The organism is Hamadaea sp. NPDC051192 (genome assembly GCF_040682475.1).
In the GTDB taxonomy this organism is placed as follows: Bacteria; Actinomycetota; Actinomycetes; order Mycobacteriales; family Micromonosporaceae; genus Hamadaea; species Hamadaea flava.
Genome location: NZ_JBFBAZ010000157.1, coordinates 1 through 16,826, shown reverse-complemented (window position 1 = coordinate 16,826; position 16,826 = coordinate 1). Strand labels below are relative to the sequence as shown.

Genomic DNA, 16,826 nt, shown 5'->3' with positions numbered 1-16,826 from the left:
GACCACGATCAGCAGAGCGCGTCTCATGTGAGAGGGAAACCGCTCCCCGGGGCGAGGTTCCTCAACACGTCGTGAGCATCTCCCCGAGCGCCGTCGCCTCCGGCGACGTCACGCTCAGCGCGTACCGGCTCTTGGCGGTGACGTAGCGCCGCGCGTAATCGCACCAGGCCTCCCGGCGCGAAGGTTTCCAGTGGTCGGGCGTCTGGCTGCGCTTGTCCTGGTTGGCCGTCTTGTCGGCGGCGAGCAGGTTGTCGACGTCGTTGGCGAACGCGCGCCGCCGGTCGAGCGACCAGGACCACGCCCCGGCCCGCCACGCCGCGGCGACCGCCACCACGTGGTCGATCTCGATCTCGGACGCGCGGCTGCGGTCATACGGCAGCGTCTTGCCCGTGTACGGGTCGTGCAGCGCCCCGGACAGGACCACGCACGGGTTGCCCGTGCCGAGCCGCGCGCCGGTCAGGTCGCGGCGCAGCACGTCGTCCCGAGTGTCGCAGCCGTTGCGGCCGCCGGGGGCGTCGGTGTCGTCGGTCCACAGCGGATCGCCGAACGACGCGCGCGTGTAGCTGTCCCAATGGGACTGGGCGGCCTGCGGCAGCTTGGCCAGCAGGGCGAGCGCCGTGTCCTTGCCCGCGACTCCACCTGACGGAGCCGACGCCGCAGCCGAGGGAGCGGCCGTCGCGGTGGATGGGGACGGTTCGTCGTCCAGCTGGCCCTGATCCCACCACCAGGCGACCGCCGCTGCGACGAGCAGCAGCAGGACCAGCGTGAGCAGCTCCCCCCGATAGCGCTTCATCAACCATCACCATAAGGTGTCGTAGTGAAGTCGGAGCGGCTGATCGCGCTGCTGTTCACGCTGCAGGCGCGCCGGAGCGCCACCGCCGGTCAGCTGGCCGCGATCCTCGAGGTCTCCGAGCGCACCATCCTGCGGGACGTGGCGGCGTTGCAGGCCGCCGGGGTGCCGCTCTACTCCGAACCCGGCCGCGGTGGCGGCATCCGGCTGCTCGACGGATGGCGTACGCGGCTGGACGGGCTGACCGGGCCGGAGGCGGCCGCCCTGTTCGTCAGCGGTGTCCCGGCTGCGCTGGCCGATCTCGGGCTGGCCGGCGCGGCGACCAGTGCCCAGGCCAAGCTGCTGGCGACGCTGCCGGCCGGCGCCCGCGACCGCGCCCAGGAGCTGGGCGAGCGGTTCCACCTGGACGCGCCCGGCTGGTTCCACCGCGACGAGCCGCTGCCCCACCTCGCCGACGTCGCGGCCGCCGTCTTCGACCGGCGACGGCTGCGGATCAGCTACGAACGCGGTCGGCAGACCGTCCAGCGGACCGTCGACCCGCTCGGGCTCGTCCTCAAGGCCGGGGTCTGGTACGCCGTAGCCGCCGTGGCCACCGACCGCGGTGCCGGCGGTGATGCCGACGGCGACCTGCGCACGTACCGGGTGGCCCGGATCCGCTCCGTCGACCGGACGGGCGAGCGGTTCGAACGGCCGGCCGGCTTCGTGCTCGCCGAGTACTGGGCGACGGCCGCCGCCGAGTTCGACCGCAGCATCCTGCACGCCACGATCCGCGTACGCCTGCCCGCCCGGGTGCTGCCGGACCTGGCCCGCCACCTCGGCCGGAACACCGTCGAGGAACTGGGCCAGGTCGGTCCGCCCGACGCCGACGGCTGGGTCGAGGCCGAGTTGCTCGTCGAGACGCTGCACATCGCGCAGCATCAGCTGATCGCGCTGGCCCCGGACGTCGAAGTCCTCGACCCGCCGCAGTTGCGGGCGGCCCTGGCCGAGACCGGCCGGCGACTGGCCGCCCGCAACTCAGCACACCCGGACGGCGGCTAACGCCACTGGGCGTCGTCGATCACACCCTGGTTCTCCAGGTTGTTGGCGGCGGCGTACGCCCAGAAGTCGGGCCGGGTGCCGTCGTTGTCCACGATGGCGTACTCCTTGGCCAGCTGCCCGCTGCTCAGCGTCTGCCCGCCGAACCGGGCGGCGTCGGGGTCGGCGGCCAGTGCGGCGATACCCCGGCCCAGATAGTCCGGCGACTCCGACAGCGAGAAGTGCGGGTTGTCCGGACCGGCCGCGTCGCGCCAGGTGGCCTCGGTGACGCCGAAGTGGTCCAGCATGGCCTCCGACCGCAGGAATCCCGGCGTCACCCCGACCGCCACGCAGCCGACCTTCGCCAGTTCCTCGCCCTGCGCCATCGCGATCCGGTTGATCGACGCCTTCACCAGGTCGTAGAAGAACTCGCCCCGGTACGCCCGGTTGAACTCGGCCGTGCCGTCGGTGACCTCGACCAGCAGCCCGCCGGGCCGCTCACTGAGCAGCCCGAGCGCGTAATGGCTGGTGATGATGTGGCTACGCAGGCCGACGTCCAGCATGTGCAGGCCCTTGCCGAGATCGTGCTCCCACAGCGGCTTGTCCCATTCGGAGAACGGGTCGCCGCCCCAGATGTCGTTGACGAGCACGTCGAGCCGGCCCTGCTCCCGGCGTATCCGGGCGACGACCTCCGCGACCTGCTCGGGGACCAGATGGTCGGCCTCGACGGCGTACGCCGTGCCGCCCGCGCCGGTGATCAACTCGGCGGTCTCCTCGATCGTCTCCGGCCGGCCCATCTCCGACTGCCGAGCGCGGGTGGTCCGCCCGGTGGCGTACACGGTGGCGCCGGCCAGCCCGAGGTGCACGGCGATGGCCCGCCCGCAGCCGCGGGTCGCGCCCGCGACGAGCGCGACCCTGCCCTTCAAAGGGCGTTCCCATGAGGTGTTCATGCGAGTCAGCGTCCCTGGCAAACCGGACAGCCACCGTCAGGTTTGCCAGGGCCTTCCGCAGGGACTTCCGCAGGGACGTGAACTACCGCGGGGTTCAGGCGACCGGCGTCAGATCGCGTGGGGCCGTCTGCGCGACCGGCTGAGCCTTGCGACCGCGCCACACCCGCCACAGCATCCGCGGCGACATGAGCTGCTGCGGGCTGATCAGGAAGTTGACCGCCTTCAGGAAGGTCTGCCCGACGAACGGGTCGGCCTGCGCCGCGACGTGCACCTTCGACAGGTACGCGTTGAGCAGCTTGACCCGGGCGGTCCGCGTACCGGGGACGTGCGGGAACCGCAGATCCCCGGACACCGTGATGTCCCACGGAGTGTCCACGATGGCGGTCACTCCGGCGAAGTAGCGCCTGGTCAGCCCGGCGCGGCCGCTGCGCAGGCACTGGCCGAGCCACTGCGCCGCCATCGCGGCCGTCGTCATGCCCTGCCCGTACGCCGGGTTGAAGCAGCACAGCGAGTCGCCGAGGGCGAGGTAGCCCTCCGGGAGCCGGTCGCAGCGCTCGTAGCGGCGGCGGGCGCTGGGGCCGATGCGGAACCGGGTGGGTTCGGTCAACGGCTCCGCCGTGGCGAGCAGCCGCGACAGCTCCGGCCCGTCCAGGCGGGCGGCGTACGCCTCGAAGCCGGGGCCGTCCAGCGGCGGGATGTCGTCGTTGACCCCCATCAGCGTGACGATCCAGCGGTCGCCTTCGGCGGCGAGCGTACCGGTGCTCGTCGGGTTGGCCGGGTGGTGGCCGACGATGATCGCGGCGTAGTCCTGGGCGGCCGGGTCACGGCGGTACTCCCGGGTGACGTACACCAGGCCGGCCTTCACCGTGTCCTCCGGCGGGGCGGCGTACCCGTGCTCGGTCAGCCAGGCCGGGCCGCGGTTGCTGCGCCCGGTCGCGTCCACCACGACGTCGGCGTGCAGGATCTCGTCCTGGGTGCGTACGCCGGTGACGCGGCCGTCGGCGACGGTCAGCCCGTCGACGGCGACGCCGGCGCGGATCTCGACCTGGGGCAGGGCGGCGACCCGGCTGCGCACGTACGCCTCCAGCGTCGGCCGGCTCACGCACAGCGCGGTCATCTCCGACGGGGCGCGCAGCATCCGGTGGCCGTCGTTGTACCAGATCACGTCGGCGTGGGTGTCGGCGGTGACCGCGCCCCGGGCGACGATGTCGGCGGTGAAGCCGGGCAGCAGCTCGTCGAGGATCGCCCGGCCCTTGTCGAGCAGCCCGTGGGCGTGCCGGCTCTGCGGCACGCCCTTGCGATGGGCGGCCTGCAGCGGCATCTCGTCGCGGTCGAGGACCAGGACGTGGTCGAACGTGCCGGCGAGGACTCGCGCGGCCAGCAGGCCCGCGACGCTCCCGCCGACGACGATCGCGCGGCCCGTCGCCGGGGACGATTCGGTGGATTGGCCAGAGGGGTGCATGGTGAACTCCTGGAAGCGCTTGTGGCGTAACGGATTGGCGGAACGCTAGCCAGCCGGAACACATCCAGGGAAAGGAAAATGACGTCAGGTGATTGACAATGTGCGGTGCGCCACAGTGGACAGGCGGTTATCAATGCCAGCGAATCGGGCGTACCGCTGAGTGCCGTGACGCTTTCACGACATCGTCGCTCATCCCTGTGAAGGAGTCACCGATCCGTCGATCGGGTCACCCGACTCGAGGTACACCGTGACCCCGGCGGCCCGCGCGCGCACGGCTGCCGCGACCCGCTTGGTCAGGATCGGCGGCAACAGCCCGGCCGTCTCGTTGACCTCGTCGTCGACCCGGCAGAACCGGTAACCGCGCAGCTCCTCCGGCTGGAGCCGGATCGCGGCCACGTCGGCCTCGGTGAGCACGCCGCCGTCGAAGACGAACGCCATCAGGTCGACCGTGCGGCGGCCCCGGGGCGGCGACCAGTCGACGACCAGCAGCCGGCCCAGCGACCGGTCCAGGCTCAGCTCCTCGAGGACCTCGCGGTGCGCCCCGGCCAGCGGCGGCTCGTTGCGCTCGACGACCCCGCCCGGGATCTCCCAGTGGTCCTTGTAAGACGGCTCGACGATGAGCACCCGGCCGGACTCGTCGAAGAAGACCGCGCCCGACCCGAGGATCTTGTGCGGCAACGAGCGGTAGTGCTCCGCCGACGCGCGGCGTACCGGCAGCTGATGCTGGACTTCCCGGCCGTAGGCGACGAACCCGGCGCGGCGCAGGATCGGGCTCGACGTGCCGATCCGTGCCCTTGTCAGAGCGAACCTCGCCGCCAGGGTGGCGGCCTGAGCCAGCCGGACGGCCAGCAGCGCCCGGTACGCCCCACGCCCACGCGCGTCGGCCAGCACGCCGCCGCCCCAGAGCTTGGCGACGCCGTCGTCCATGGTGAGGCCGGCTGAGCCGACCGCGCGCCCGTCGATCCGCGCCAGATACCGGAAGATCGTCCGCTCCGCCCCGGCGGTGCCCATTTCGGCCGGCCCTTCGTCCTCACTCCCGGCTCGAGCGTTCAGGCCGGCAGCGACCTGCTGAGCGAGCTCGGCGGCCTCGCCGGCGGCGAACTCGGGCGACGGCAGCGGCTGGCCGAAGGCTTCCGCGGCCACCGCGTACGCTTCGGCGAGCTGCTCGGGCGTGTCCACCCGTTCGATCGTGACGTCGGCCGGGACGGGCAGCTCAGGCAGCCCCTCACTCAAGTCGTACGCGCAGATGTCGTGCTCGCCGACGATCTCGCTGCCAAGCCGGGTCAGCTCGTCGCCGAGGTGGGCGGGCGTCGTCAAGGGATGGACCACGAACACGACGGCGTCGCCGCCGTTGGCGCCGGTCAGCCGCAGCGCCTGGGTCACCAGGCGGGCCGGGTCGCCGCCGTCGGCCCGCTGCACGGTGCCCTTGCCCTCATGGACCACCACGGTCACGTCGTCGCTGGTCGCGACGGTCGCGTCGTACGGCGTCCACACCCAGGCCGCCGCGGCGGCGAGGACCTCGTCGCGCAGCTCGTGTTCTCCCATGAGCGTGCATGCTGCCACAGCGGACGGTCATCTGGTGGCATCGCCGATCTTTCGCCGTATCCGGTCGCCGGGGTAGTCTCGCGGCACCCCGACTCCCCAGGAGCCGCCCGTGCCCCCCATCCGCTCGCGGCGCCTCGTCCCGGCGCTGCTCGGTGCGCTTGTCGCCGCCACTGTGCTGCTCACCGGCTGCACCGGGAGCCCGCAAGCCGCGCCGCCCGGCCCGACCGAGCCGGGCTCGCCGACGCCGGAGGTCAGCAGCGCCGTGCCGTCGCCGTCGGCGGCCGAGTCACCGTCGCCGCGCCCGACGCCGTCGCCGACGCGCAAGCCGTCGCCCAAGCCGAGCCCGACCAAGTCGCGTACCGAGTCGGGGGCGTTGTCGTGCAAGTCGACGGTCCCGCTCGCGCGCTCGCAGGCCAGCGGGCACGGCCCGGCCGGCTCGGTCAGCGTCACCGGCACACAGAACGTGGCGCTCACCTTCGACGACGGCCCGGACCCGATCAACACCCCGAAGATGCTGGACATGCTCAAGCAGTGTGGGGTGAAGGCGACGTTCTGCCTGGTCGGCTTCCGGGCGCGGGACCATCCCGACCTCGTACGCCGGATCGTCGCCGAAGGACACACGGTGTGCAACCACTCGTGGCAGCACCTGCTGGACCTGGCCGATGACAAGCGGACCGACGCGTACATCAAGCGGGACCTGGAGCACACCAACGAGGTCATCCACGCGGCCGCCCCGGACGCGAAGATCCGGTACTTCCGGGCGCCGGGCGGCAACTTCACGCCCCGGCTGGTGCAGATCGCCAAAGATCTCGGGATGACGTCGATCTACTGGTCGCTGGACCCGCGCGACTGGGAGAGCAGCAAGTACGGCACCGGCTCGTCGATGACCAACCACGTGATCAGCGCGGTGGAAAGCGGCGTACGCCCGGGGTCGATCGTGCTGTCCCACGACAACGGCAAGCCGACGACCATCGCGGCCTACCGGGTGCTGCTGCCGTGGCTCAAGGCCAGGTTCCGGCTGATCGCTCTGCCCACCAGCACGTAGCAGCCGACCAGCACCTGATCCTGGGCACGATTAGGGGGACGCCCGCGTCCGGACGTCCCCCTGGGGTGTACTTCGATCAGCTGTTGCTCATCGACGACAGGATCGTGCCGCAGCAGCAGCACAGGATGATCAGCGCCGGCAGACCCAGACCGAGGATCAGCGCGAGGGTCTTGTTCGGCGACTCCTGCGGAGTGGTGCCGATCGCGCCCGCGCCGAACGCCCACGGCGGCGACGCGTAGAAGACCTGCGCCTCACCGTAGCTGTTGTCGACGACGAGGCTGGCCTCGCCGACCTTCCACAGGTACGGGATCCAGATGGAGATGTGGTGCTGCCCCGGCGCGGCCGGGATAGCGTTGTCGCCCCACTGCAGCCGGTGCTGCTGGCCGTCGATGACCAGCCACGGCTTGAAGAAGGCGAACATGAACGCCAACCAGAAGTACTTGGTCGAGATCCGAATCATGAGCGCACACCCTAGTGCATCAATGCGAACCTGTGTCACGTGCGTCTCAAGCATCGGTGAAATCCCTGGCACAACCGAGTTTCCGGGACCTATAACTGTCGGGTGATCAAGTATCCGCGGACGCCGCACCTGGCCGGGTCGCGTCTGCAACCGGGCGACCACGACCTCGCCCAGGCGCCGTTCGCCGCCGTACGCGGCCGTCACCTGGTCGTCGAGGAGAAACTCGACGGTGCCAACGCCGGGATCAGCTTCGACGCCGACGGGCGGCTGCGGCTGCAATCGCGGGGGCACTACCTGACCGGCGGTCCCCGCGAGAAGCAGTTCGCCCCGTTGAAGTCGTGGGCGGCGACCATCGCCGACCGGCTGCGCCCGGTGCTCGGCGACCGGTTCGTGCTCTACGGCGAATGGTTGTACGCCAAGCACACCGTGTTCTATGACGCGCTGCCGCACTACTTCTGCGAATTCGATGTGTTCGATGTGCGTACCAGTGAGTTCTTGAGCACCCCGCGCCGTCGCGAGTTGCTCGCGGGGCTGCCGATCACGAGCGTCCCGGTTCTGCGCGAAGGCCGCTTCACCGCGGCGAGCGAGCTGACCGCGCTGGTCGGGCCGTCCACCTGCCGGACCGGCGAGTGGCGCGAGAACCTGCGCGCGGCCGCCGTGGAGGCCGGCACCGACGCGGACCGGGTCGTCGCGGAGACCGACCGCGCCGACGACATGGAAGGCCTGTACCTGAAGGTCGAGGAGGACGGCCAGGTGGTCGAGCGCTACAAGTGGGTGCGCGCGAGCTTCCTGACCGCCATCCTCGACTCCGGCACGCACTGGGCCGACCGCCCGATCGTGCCCAACCGGCTCGCGGACCCGGAGGCGCTCTATGCCCATCTTTGACGACCTGTGCCCGCGCGGTCCGGAATGGACGGTCGACTGGCCCCGGCTGCGCGCGGCGTTCGCGTGGCTGCGCCGCCTGGAAGGCGTCGAGCAGGACCCGCGCCACCACGCCGAGGGGGACGTGGCCACACACACGCGGATGGCCGCTGAGGCGCTCACATCGCTGCCCTCGTGGCGCGCGCTCGAACCGGACCATCGGGTCCGCCTGTTCGCGGCCGTGTTGCTGCACGACGTCGCCAAACCATTTTGTACGCGGACAGAAGCCGACGGGTCGGTGACGGCGCACGGGCATTCCCGGCGGGGCGAACTGCTGGCCCGGCGGCTGCTGTGGGAGCTGGACGCGCCACTCGGGTTCCGGGAGCACGTCGCGGCGCTGGTGCGGCACCATCAGGTCCCGTTCTGGGCCCTTGAACGCGACGATCTGGAGGAGATCGTCCTGCGGGTGTCGATCACGGCGCGCAACGACGACCTGGCGATGCTGGCCACCGCCGACATCCTCGGCCGGATCTGCGGCGACGCATCGTCGGTGCTGGACAACATCGCGCTGTTCCGGGAGTACTGCGCCGACCTCGGCGTGCTCGACCGGCCATGGCCGTTCGCCAACGACCACGCGCGGTACGCGTACTTCGCGACCCCGGGGCGCGATCCCCGCTGGGCGGCCTACGACGACACGACGTTCACCGTGACCGTGCTGTCGGGGCTGCCCGGCGTCGGCAAAGACACCTACGTGCAGTCTGCGTTCGACGCGCTGCCGGTGATCAGCCTCGACGCGCTGCGGGCGTCGCTGGGCGTACGCCCGACCGCGCCGCAGGGGCCGGTGCTGGCGGCGGCCCGCTCGGCGGCGCGAACGCTGCTGCGCACCCGGACGCCGTTCGTGTGGAACGCGACGAACGTGTCCCGCCAAGCACGTGAGCAGATCGTCTCGCTCGCGGCCGGCTACGGCGCACGCGTCCACGTCGTCTCGCTGGAGGCGCCGCCCGGCGTCATCTCGGCACGCAACTCCGCGCGTACGTCGCCGGTGCCGGCCGCGGCCGTCGAACGCATGATCGGCCGTTGGGAGACGCCCGACCTGACCGAGGCGCACGCCGTGTCCTGGATCGACACCCGCGTCTGACGGCTCTCGATGTCGGACGGCTCGGTGTCTCGGACGGCTCGGTGCCTCGGCTCGGTGTCGGACGGCTCTCCGTGTCGGACCTGGGCGGTAGATTGGGATCATGGAGATCGTCCCCCGGTCCGGCTCGGGCGCGCTGATGCACCCCGTGCAGGAGTACGTCGACTTCACCGAGGCGTGGCTGCACAACCGGCGGCTGTCGGAGCACACGAGGGACGCTTACCGGCGGGATGTCACCTCGTTCCTGGCCTGGTGCGGCGAACATGACATCGATCCCCGGTCGGTCAAGTTCACCCACGTCAACGAGTACGCCCGCGCGCTGGAGGCGGCTGTCGACCCGCGTACCGGCAAGGCGCTCGCGCCGACGACGATCGCCCGCAAACTGTCCGGCCTGTCGAGCTGGTACGACTTCCTGCTCAAACTGGAGGCGGTCACCGCCAACCCGGTCGGCGGCGCGGACCGGCCGCAGGTCAGCCGCGACCACTCGACGACGATCGGGATGAGCCCGGCCGAGGTGGACGCCATCCTGCGGGCCGCCAAGGAGGACGGCGTCCGGGCGTACGCCATCATCGCCCTGCTCGCCGACCTCGGCCTGCGGGTCAGCGAGGTGTGCGGACTCGACCTGGACGACCTCGGCCACGAACGCGGGCACCGGACCATCCGGTTCGTCGGCAAAGGCGGCCGTCCCCGTCGCCGGGCGTTGGCCCCTGGGACGGCGGCTGCGCTGGACGCGTACCTGGACTCGCGGGCCTCGCTGGCGGGGGTCGCCGTCGACGAGCTGACCGGGCCGGTGTTCGTGACCACCACGGGCGCGCCCGTCGACCGGCACGCCGTCAAACGCCTCATCCCGCAGCTCGCCAAGCGGGCCGGGATCCCCAGCGCCGAACACCTGTCGCCGCACTCCCTGCGGCACGCGTTCGCGACCACGGCCCGGTCCGAAGGCGTACCGCTGGAGGACGTGCAGGACGCGATGGGCCACGCCGACCCGCGAACGACCCGCCGCTACGACCGCGACCGGCACAACCTCGACCGCGATCCCTCGTACGCCATCTGGGCCGCGCGCGCCCGGCGTACTTCCTCCCCCTCCGCCGAGGCCGTGCCTGGCGCTCCGCCGGGAGACGTCGCACCAGGCGCGGCGGCCGGGCGGTGAACCACGCATGATCAGGGTCATTTCCCTGTCGCCATGGCAACGTGGAAATGACCCTGATCAAGGGATAACCCGGTGAGGCGTCGCCGGATCTGGCTTCCGGCGACCACCCCACCCGGGCGTCTCTTCCTTGAGCGGCTACTCCTTGAGCGGCTACTCCTTAGGCAGCTACTCGGTGGGCAGCTGCTTCGGGCGGCTAGTCCTTGGGCAGCGCGAACTCGACCAGGTCCCGGTAACGCTGAACAGCCTGCCGCAGCCGTTCGGTGTCGCCCTCGGCGTCCTCCCACTCGGACAGGGCCCGCTTCCGCTCCGCCAACGCCGCCGTGAGGCCCTCCAGAGCCTCGTCGGCGAGCGCCTGAGCGTCCCGGGCCGCAGCCGCCGGATCGTCCACGAACCGCACCTGGACCTCGTGCCACCGGCGGCGCAGATTCTCCGCCGCCGTCGCGTCCCACAGGCCGGCCACGACCGGCAGCGGATCCGCCACTGACCCGGCGTCCGTCGCTTCTGCCGCGACGGCCGCCGCCTCCTCCGCTACTTCCGCTTCCCCAGCGGCTTCCCCAGCGTGGTCTTCCCCGGCTTCTTCCGCCGCGATCGGCTCGACCACAGCTGCTTCCACCGCAGTGTCTTCCACGGCGTCTTCCACGGCGTCTTCCATGGCGGCATCCTCCACCGTGGCGTCTCTCGCTGCGTCAGCGTCTTCCGCCGTTTCGTCGGCCGCGTCCGCCTCGGCGCTGGGCGCTTCCACCGCGTCAACGTCTTGGCCCGAGTCCACGTCGTCCGCCGCTTCGCTCTCAACCGCTTCAGTCTCAACCGCTTCAGTCTCAGCCGCTTCAGTCTCAGCCGCTTCAGTCTCAGCCGCTTCAGTCTCCGCCGCTTCAGTCTCAGCCGCTTCGGCTACGGGCTCGTCCGCGTCGGCGACAAGTTCGTCCGGCTCGTCCGCACTCGACGACTCCGCACTGGGCGGTTCCGCACCCGGCGACTCCGCACTGGGCGGTTCCGCGCCCGGCGACTCCGCCAGGTCGGCCGCGTCGACCACCTCGGCGGTGCCCTCGGGTTCGCCGCCCGGTTCCTCGTCCACGGACTCGGCCACGTCCTCGACGGCCGCGCCTTCGTCCGCCTCGTCTGTCACATCGTCTGCCGCGTCGGCCTCGCCGTCCGGCTCTTCGACGGCGTCGCCGTCGTCGGCCGCGTCTGCGATGTCCGCCTCGCCACTCAGCTCCGCCGCGTCCGCTTCGTCGTCGAGCGACTCGGCATCGTCGGCCTCGGCGGTCGGCTCCGCTACCGCGTCGGAGTCCTCCACCGCTGCGGCCTCGTCGGCCTCGGCTACCGGCTCGTCGGTGGCTGTCTCGTCAGCCGATTCGTCTGAAGCGTCGGCGATCTCGCCGGCCGGAGCTTCGGGGGTGCTCTCCGCGTCCACCGATTCGTCTGCTGCTTCGTCGGCTTCGTCGGCTTCGTCTGCTTCGTCGGCCGGCGACTCGGCGACGTTGGTCTCCGCGCTCGGTTCCGCGACTTCGTCGGCTGCCGCTGCGCCGTCCGCCTCCTCCGCGGAGGTCGGCGACTCCGCCAGGTCGGTCGCGTCGTCGTCCGCTGCGGCGACCGTAGCGTCCACATCGGATGCCTCCGGGCCTGCGGAAGCGTCGGCCGCGTCGTCGGCGGGTTCCCGCTGGGCGGGTACCACCAGGCGCTGCTCGTCGACCTCGGGATCGGCTTCCGGCGCGGTGACGTGGTTGTCGATGTCGGCGGCGAAGTCGTCGATGACGTGCGGCTCCTCCTCCGGGTGATCCGACGGCGCCAGCGGCCCCCGGATCTTGTCTGACTGCATAAGCCTTCCCCTTTCACACTGCGTCGGGGGGACGCGGTGACTCGTGCCGCGTCGTGGTACGCGGCGAACAATGGGCCGCGTCGTGGGGGGCGCGGCGGGTCAGGGCCGCGAAGCCGGGCGACTCTCGGAGGTCGGCTGCGGCCGTTGAGGTGGTACGGGCTCCTCGCCGAGCAGATCGGCGACGAGCTCGCGGTACTGCACTACCGCCTGCCGAAGTTCCTCGACGGACGCCTCGTGGCGGCGGGCGCGCTCGCTGATCTCGTGAGCCCGCCGGTAGGCCGAAAGCGTTCGGGCATGGTCGACGGACAGCTGCGCGACCTGGTCGTCGTAATCTCCGGTCGGGTACCCGATCTCACCCACGAGCCGGGTCACGACCTCGTCGGCGGCGCCGACGGCGTCCTCGGGCGCGTCGACGAATCGCGCCTGGACCTCCTGCCATTCGTCAGCGTATCTGCTTCGAGCGTCCGGCGTCAGTGGCCGAAGGTCGAGGTCGGCATGCCGACGTTGCCGTTCGAGCAACTCCTTCTCGGCCGCCGCCTTGTTGTCGTGTTCGGCGACCAGACGTTCGTACTCGTCGCCGAAGGTCGTCCGGAGCCGGCGGCTGCGCTGGATCCGGACGGCGAAGACGGCGGCCGCCCCGAGGACGACGACGACCACGAGCAGAAGGATGACTTGTGCCGGTGACATGGCCTCTCCTTTCCGGTCGGGATCGCATACCCGGAGGATGGAGATTTCAATCCGGGTATGCACGCCGTCCGAGGTGGAGCATGCTGAGGGCATGACCGACCAGACGCGGGTGGCCCGAGCGTTCGCCGGCATCGCCCGCTGCGTCCTGGCGGAGTCGTCGGCCGCGGAGGTGTTGCAGGTCTTCGCCGACAGCTGTGCCGCGGCGGTGGGCGTACCGTCCGTCGGCGTCAGCGTCGGCCCGGTCGGGGACTGCCCGCCCGTCATGGCCGCCTCGGACGAACGCGCACACGTCCTGGAGGATGTGGCGGCTGGTGCCGGGCCGACGCCGGCTCGCTACGTCCGCGCGTACGGTCGGTCGCTGGTCAACACGCGGCTGCTGCCGCGCGACGGCCGGTGGCCGGCTGTCGCCGAGCGCGCGCTGGCGGCCGGCATCGGCTTGGTGACCGTGCTGCCGTTGCGGGACGCCGACGAGATCCTGGGCACCGTCACGCTGTACTGCGAGGACTGGGTCGGGCTGGAGGCGCCCCGGATCGAGGTCGCCGAGGCGCTCGCCGTCACCGCCACGGCCGTCCTGATCGAGGCGCGCCGCCGGGACGCCGCCGCTGCCCGCGCTCGGCGGCTGAGCGTGGCCCTGGACCAGCGGGTCCGGATCGAAGAGGCGGTCGGCCGGTTGGCCGAACGCTGGAACGTCACCCCGGACGAGGCCTACGAGCGCATGCGGCGGGACACCGAGGAGCGCGATGTGCCGCTCGAGACCCTGGTACGGGAGGCGGCGGCCGTCGACCGCTGGTGACCTCATGACGTCCAGTGATCAACTCCGCGCCGCGATCCTTCTCGCCGCCGCGATGGCCGAGCACGAACGGCAGTGTGCCGAACGGTCGCTGCGGTTCGCCGAGCGGCACGAGGGCCTGCTCGACACGGGGTCCGACGAGCAACGCAAGCTGCACGAGCGGATGTCGGCCATCAATCGCGGCTCGGCCGAGCGTCACCTCGCCACCCGGCGCATCCATCTGGCCCACGCCGAACGGCTGCGGAACTGGCGATTGGACGATCCGCCCGGCGTGGAGCCGTTCATGTCCGCGATGGCGGAGATCGTCGGCGCGCCGACCGCGCTGACCCTCGTCGGGAGCAGCCTCGCGCAGGCGTACGCCTCCGCCTCCGACGGGGTGGCCGAGGCCGCGCAGGATCTGGAGCTGATGCTCAGCGAGGGGCCGATGACCGATGCGGTCCGGGCGGGCGAACCCGCCGTCGCCGAGGTGGGCAGCCGATCGAACGCGCAGCGCTGGCCGCTCTACCTGCCCGCGCTGGCCGACCTCGGCGTACGGGAGGTCGTCGCGGTCCCCGTCGGGTCACGCTGGTCGCGCCTCGGCGCGCTGGCGGTGTTCGGCCCGGGGCGCGCCGGGGCGACCGTGCGCCGACTGGGCCAGGTGGCCGACGCCCTGACCCAATCGGTGCTGCTCGCGTCGGACAGCGCCGGCGGCTTTCCCTACCTGACGTTCTTCTCGGCCGGTTCCGGCCGCAGCACGATCCACCGAGCGGTCGGCATGCTCTGCGAGCGGATGGGCTGCGGCCCGGCGGACGCGCTGGCCCTGTTGCGGGCCCGCGCGTTCACCGCCGGGCTCGCGGTCGAGACCGTCGCCTCCGGGGTCGTCCGGCGCGAGATCACACTGGACTGACCTGCCGCTCGGGCAACGCCAGCTCCGGCCCCGCCCAGCGACGGCGCAGCCACCGGTCGTGCGAGGCGATGACGACCGCGCCGGGCGCGGTGCCCAGGGCCTGCTCCAGCTCGTCGGCCAGGGCCAGCGAGATGTGGTTGGTCGGCTCGTCCAGCAACAGCAGGTGCGGTGGCCGCGCCAGCAGCAACGCCAGCGCCACGCGCCGTCGCTGCCCCACGCTCAGCGCGCCCACCGGCCGGTCGAGATCACGCGGCGCCACGAGGCCCAACTCCACGAGGGGCACCGCCGGGCCGCCGGACTCATACATCTCCCTAGGGGTACGCGACAAGTCCGGCCACTCGTCGTCCTGCGCCAACATGGCGGTACGCAGACCGCGGCGGCGCAGCACGACACCCTCCCCGGCGTCGAGGCGGCCGGCGAGCACGCTGAGCAACGTGGACTTCCCGCTGCCGTTGGCCCCGGTGACCAGCAGGCGACCGGTCGCGCTCACGTCGAGCCGGTCGAGTCGGACCCGGCCGGGCACGTGCAGTCCGCGTACGGACAGCAACGCGCCGTCGTCGGGGTCGGCCGACGCCGTCATCGCCGGAGCCCGGAACTCCAGGGGTGCCGGAGGCTTCCGGATCTGCTCCCGTTCGAGCACCGTGAGCCGTTGCTGCGCGTTGCGTACCCGTCGGGAGACCACGGCCTCGATCGCGCGGGCCTTGGCGAAGGCGATGTTCTTGTCACCGTCGCGGGGCGCGCGCCCGCTGTGGCCGACCTGGCGCGCGGTCACGCGGACCGCGTGCCGCAGCAGGTTGATCTCGTCCTGCTGCGCGAGGAACGCCTGCTCCCACCAGGCCCGCTCGGCCCGTTTCGCCGACAGGTAGTCCGTGTAGGTGCCCCGGTAGCGGGTCGGACCGCGCCGGCCGGTCGTGTGCTGAGCCGGATCGAGGTCCACGATGTCGGTGCACACCTCGTCGAGGAACACCCGGTCGTGGCTGGCGACCACGACGACGCCGGGCAGCGCACGCAACCGCTCCTCGACGAACGCGACCGCCTCGTCGTCGAGGTGGTTGGTCGGCTCGTCGAGCAACAGCGCCGACGGCTGCCGGACCAGCAGCGCGGCGAGCGCCACCCGGGATCGTTGACCGCCCGACATCTCACCGAGCCGCCGGTCGCGGCCGAGCGCCGCCAGGCCGAGCCCGTGCAGCACTTCGTCGGCGCGGCGGTCGGCGTCCCAGGCGCCGATCTCCTCGGCCCGGGTCAGCGCCTCACCGTAGACGTCGACCGCCCCGGAGTCGTCGGCCGCCCGCTGGGCGGCCTCCTCCAGCAGGGCGAGCACGGCCCGGCTCTCGGCCAGCGCTTCGGCGATCACGTCGTCGACCGTGTCCGTGGCGACGAACGGCAGCTCCTGGTGGAGCAGGCCGAGGTCCGGCGGCCGGACGATCTCACCGGCGTCCGGAGTGTCCACTCCGGCCAGCAGCCGCAGCAGGGTGGACTTCCCGGCGCCGTTCTCGCCGACCAGGCCGATGCGCTGGCCGGGCGACGCGGTCAGGTGTACGCCGTCGAGCACGGCCCGGGGGCCGTAGAACTTCACCAGGTCGCGAGCGACCAGAAAAGGATTCGTAGACAAGAAAAGACACCACCGAAAGGGTCTGAAGAGAATGCCCGCCGGGTGTCGTCACCTCGGGCGCGGGCAAGGTCGGTGGTGTCACAGCTCCATAGTGCGTTGAGGTTAACACGATTCCGGGGCGTCGGGGAACGCCCCGGAATCGTGCCGTGGATCACCGCCGGTTCAGCCCTTGCCGCCCGACGACGGCTTGCAGCTCAGGTTGATCGGCGTGTCGGCCGGGACGGCGGTGCCCGCCTCCGGCGTCTGCGCGGTCACCACGTATCCGTCCAGCGCGGTCACCACGTTGCCGGACGGATCCTTGCAGGTGATCGTGGAGAACCCGGCGTCCGTGAGGATCTGCTGCGCCGACGACGCCTTCTCCCCCACCACGTTCGGGACGCTGATCGTCACCGTCGACGGCGTCGGGGACGGGCTCGGCACGGCGCTGCCGCTCGGGGAGGCACTGGCGGTGGCGGCCGCAGTGGTCGTCGGCGTCGCGCTCGCCCCACCGGGGCTCGCCGACTCCGACGCCGCCGTCGGCGACGCGGGCGCTGCGGGCGTGGTCATCGCCACGCTGGGCGACGGCGTGGCCGACGTCGAGCCGGTGCCCTCGTCGCGGTTGCCCCAGTAGACCAGTCCCC

General features: G+C 71.8%; 15 protein-coding genes and 1 pseudogene. 7 read left to right on the top strand and 9 right to left on the bottom strand.

Annotated features, from left to right (window positions below):
- Positions 1-61: 61 nt before the first annotated feature.
- Positions 62-793 (bottom strand): DUF1524 domain-containing protein, encoded by a 732-nt coding sequence (locus AB0M47_RS36910; RefSeq protein WP_363422477.1) that lies wholly within the window; start codon positions 791-793, stop codon positions 62-64.
- A gap of 24 nt (positions 794-817) precedes the next feature.
- Between AB0M47_RS36910 and AB0M47_RS36905 the strand changes: the two genes are divergently transcribed.
- Entirely contained in the window at positions 818-1,828 is a 1,011-nt protein-coding gene (locus AB0M47_RS36905; RefSeq protein ID WP_363422474.1) for a YafY family protein, read from the top strand.
- Here the strand turns inward: AB0M47_RS36905 and AB0M47_RS36900 are convergent.
- From AB0M47_RS36900 to AB0M47_RS36890, 3 genes are all read right to left on the bottom strand, one after another.
- The gene (locus AB0M47_RS36900; protein WP_363422472.1) at positions 1,825-2,754 is read right to left on the bottom strand and encodes an SDR family oxidoreductase; all 930 of its coding nucleotides are present in this window, start codon (positions 2,752-2,754) and stop codon (positions 1,825-1,827) included. The genes AB0M47_RS36905 and AB0M47_RS36900 overlap by 4 nt on opposite strands.
- A 94-nt stretch (positions 2,755-2,848) precedes the next feature.
- Positions 2,849-4,216 carry a squalene monooxygenase gene (locus tag AB0M47_RS36895; protein ID WP_363422470.1) on the bottom strand — a complete coding sequence of 456 codons (1,368 nt, stop codon included), beginning with the start codon at positions 4,214-4,216 and terminating at the stop codon, positions 2,849-2,851.
- A gap of 189 nt (positions 4,217-4,405) precedes the next feature.
- Positions 4,406-5,761: an NUDIX domain-containing protein gene (locus AB0M47_RS36890; protein ID WP_363422468.1), complete on the bottom strand. Its 1,356-nt coding sequence runs from the start codon at positions 5,759-5,761 to the stop codon at positions 4,406-4,408.
- A gap of 109 nt (positions 5,762-5,870) precedes the next feature.
- On the opposite strand from AB0M47_RS36890, the gene AB0M47_RS36885 reads away from it, so the two are divergent.
- The gene (locus tag AB0M47_RS36885) at positions 5,871-6,806 is read left to right on the top strand and encodes a polysaccharide deacetylase family protein (protein WP_363422467.1); all 936 of its coding nucleotides are present in this window, start codon (positions 5,871-5,873) and stop codon (positions 6,804-6,806) included.
- A 76-nt stretch (positions 6,807-6,882) separates the two neighbouring features.
- Here AB0M47_RS36885 and AB0M47_RS36880 read toward each other — a convergent pair whose 3' ends face one another.
- The gene (locus AB0M47_RS36880; protein ID WP_253750518.1) at positions 6,883-7,266 is read right to left on the bottom strand and encodes a hypothetical protein; all 384 of its coding nucleotides are present in this window, start codon (positions 7,264-7,266) and stop codon (positions 6,883-6,885) included.
- A gap of 102 nt (positions 7,267-7,368) precedes the next feature.
- On the opposite strand from AB0M47_RS36880, the gene AB0M47_RS36875 reads away from it, so the two are divergent.
- From AB0M47_RS36875 to AB0M47_RS36865, 3 genes and pseudogenes are all read left to right on the top strand, one after another.
- Positions 7,369-8,151: an RNA ligase family protein gene (locus AB0M47_RS36875; protein WP_363422465.1), complete on the top strand. Its 783-nt coding sequence runs from the start codon at positions 7,369-7,371 to the stop codon at positions 8,149-8,151.
- On the top strand, positions 8,138-9,265 hold the full coding sequence (locus tag AB0M47_RS36870; protein WP_363422463.1) for an AAA family ATPase: 1,128 nt from the start codon (positions 8,138-8,140) through the stop codon (positions 9,263-9,265). Before AB0M47_RS36875 ends, AB0M47_RS36870 begins: the two co-directional genes overlap by 14 nt.
- A gap of 100 nt (positions 9,266-9,365) precedes the next feature.
- Positions 9,366-10,334, top strand: a pseudogene (locus tag AB0M47_RS36865) (tyrosine-type recombinase/integrase); the annotation flags it as partial.
- A gap of 271 nt (positions 10,335-10,605) precedes the next feature.
- On the opposite strand, the gene AB0M47_RS36860 reads toward AB0M47_RS36865, so the two are convergent.
- A complete protein-coding gene (locus AB0M47_RS36860) occupies positions 10,606-12,231 on the bottom strand; it encodes a hypothetical protein (protein WP_363422460.1) in 1,626 nt (541 codons plus the stop codon).
- Positions 12,232-12,330: 99 nt separating this feature from the next.
- On the bottom strand, positions 12,331-12,918 hold the full coding sequence (locus tag AB0M47_RS36855; protein WP_363422458.1) for a hypothetical protein: 588 nt from the start codon (positions 12,916-12,918) through the stop codon (positions 12,331-12,333).
- A gap of 91 nt (positions 12,919-13,009) precedes the next feature.
- On the opposite strand from AB0M47_RS36855, the gene AB0M47_RS36850 reads away from it, so the two are divergent.
- Both AB0M47_RS36850 and AB0M47_RS36845 read left to right on the top strand, forming a co-directional pair.
- On the top strand, positions 13,010-13,711 hold the full coding sequence (locus AB0M47_RS36850; RefSeq protein ID WP_363422456.1) for an ANTAR domain-containing protein: 702 nt from the start codon (positions 13,010-13,012) through the stop codon (positions 13,709-13,711).
- A gap of 4 nt (positions 13,712-13,715) precedes the next feature.
- The gene (locus AB0M47_RS36845; RefSeq protein WP_363422454.1) at positions 13,716-14,594 is read left to right on the top strand and encodes an ANTAR domain-containing protein; all 879 of its coding nucleotides are present in this window, start codon (positions 13,716-13,718) and stop codon (positions 14,592-14,594) included.
- Here the strand turns inward: AB0M47_RS36845 and AB0M47_RS36840 are convergent.
- Positions 14,581-16,206, bottom strand: a complete 1,626-nt coding sequence (locus AB0M47_RS36840) for an ABC-F family ATP-binding cassette domain-containing protein (RefSeq protein WP_363422453.1) — start codon at positions 16,204-16,206, stop codon at positions 14,581-14,583. The genes AB0M47_RS36845 and AB0M47_RS36840 overlap by 14 nt on opposite strands.
- Before the next feature lie 162 nt (positions 16,207-16,368).
- Positions 16,369-16,826: PASTA domain-containing protein (locus AB0M47_RS36835; RefSeq protein ID WP_363422451.1), on the bottom strand; the 458-nt coding region annotated here is incomplete at its 5' end.

Bases quoted from the DNA above. Each gene is read 5' to 3' on its own strand.
- AB0M47_RS36850 (WP_363422456.1), top strand. From the start codon at position 13,010: ATGACCGACCAGACGCGGGTGGCCCGAGCGTTCGCCGGCATCGCCCGC.
- AB0M47_RS36910 (WP_363422477.1), bottom strand. From the start codon at position 793: ATGAAGCGCTATCGGGGGGAGCTGCTCACGCTGGTCCTGCTGCTGCTC.
- AB0M47_RS36895 (WP_363422470.1), bottom strand. From the start codon at position 4,216: ATGCACCCCTCTGGCCAATCCACCGAATCGTCCCCGGCGACGGGCCGC.
- AB0M47_RS36870 (WP_363422463.1), top strand. From the start codon at position 8,138: ATGCCCATCTTTGACGACCTGTGCCCGCGCGGTCCGGAATGGACGGTC.
- AB0M47_RS36855 (WP_363422458.1), bottom strand. From the start codon at position 12,918: ATGTCACCGGCACAAGTCATCCTTCTGCTCGTGGTCGTCGTCGTCCTC.
- AB0M47_RS36880 (WP_253750518.1), bottom strand. From the start codon at position 7,266: ATGATTCGGATCTCGACCAAGTACTTCTGGTTGGCGTTCATGTTCGCC.
- AB0M47_RS36900 (WP_363422472.1), bottom strand. From the start codon at position 2,754: ATGAACACCTCATGGGAACGCCCTTTGAAGGGCAGGGTCGCGCTCGTC.
- AB0M47_RS36845 (WP_363422454.1), top strand. From the start codon at position 13,716: ATGACGTCCAGTGATCAACTCCGCGCCGCGATCCTTCTCGCCGCCGCG.
- AB0M47_RS36860 (WP_363422460.1), bottom strand. From the start codon at position 12,231: ATGCAGTCAGACAAGATCCGGGGGCCGCTGGCGCCGTCGGATCACCCG.
- AB0M47_RS36890 (WP_363422468.1), bottom strand. From the start codon at position 5,761: ATGGGAGAACACGAGCTGCGCGACGAGGTCCTCGCCGCCGCGGCGGCC.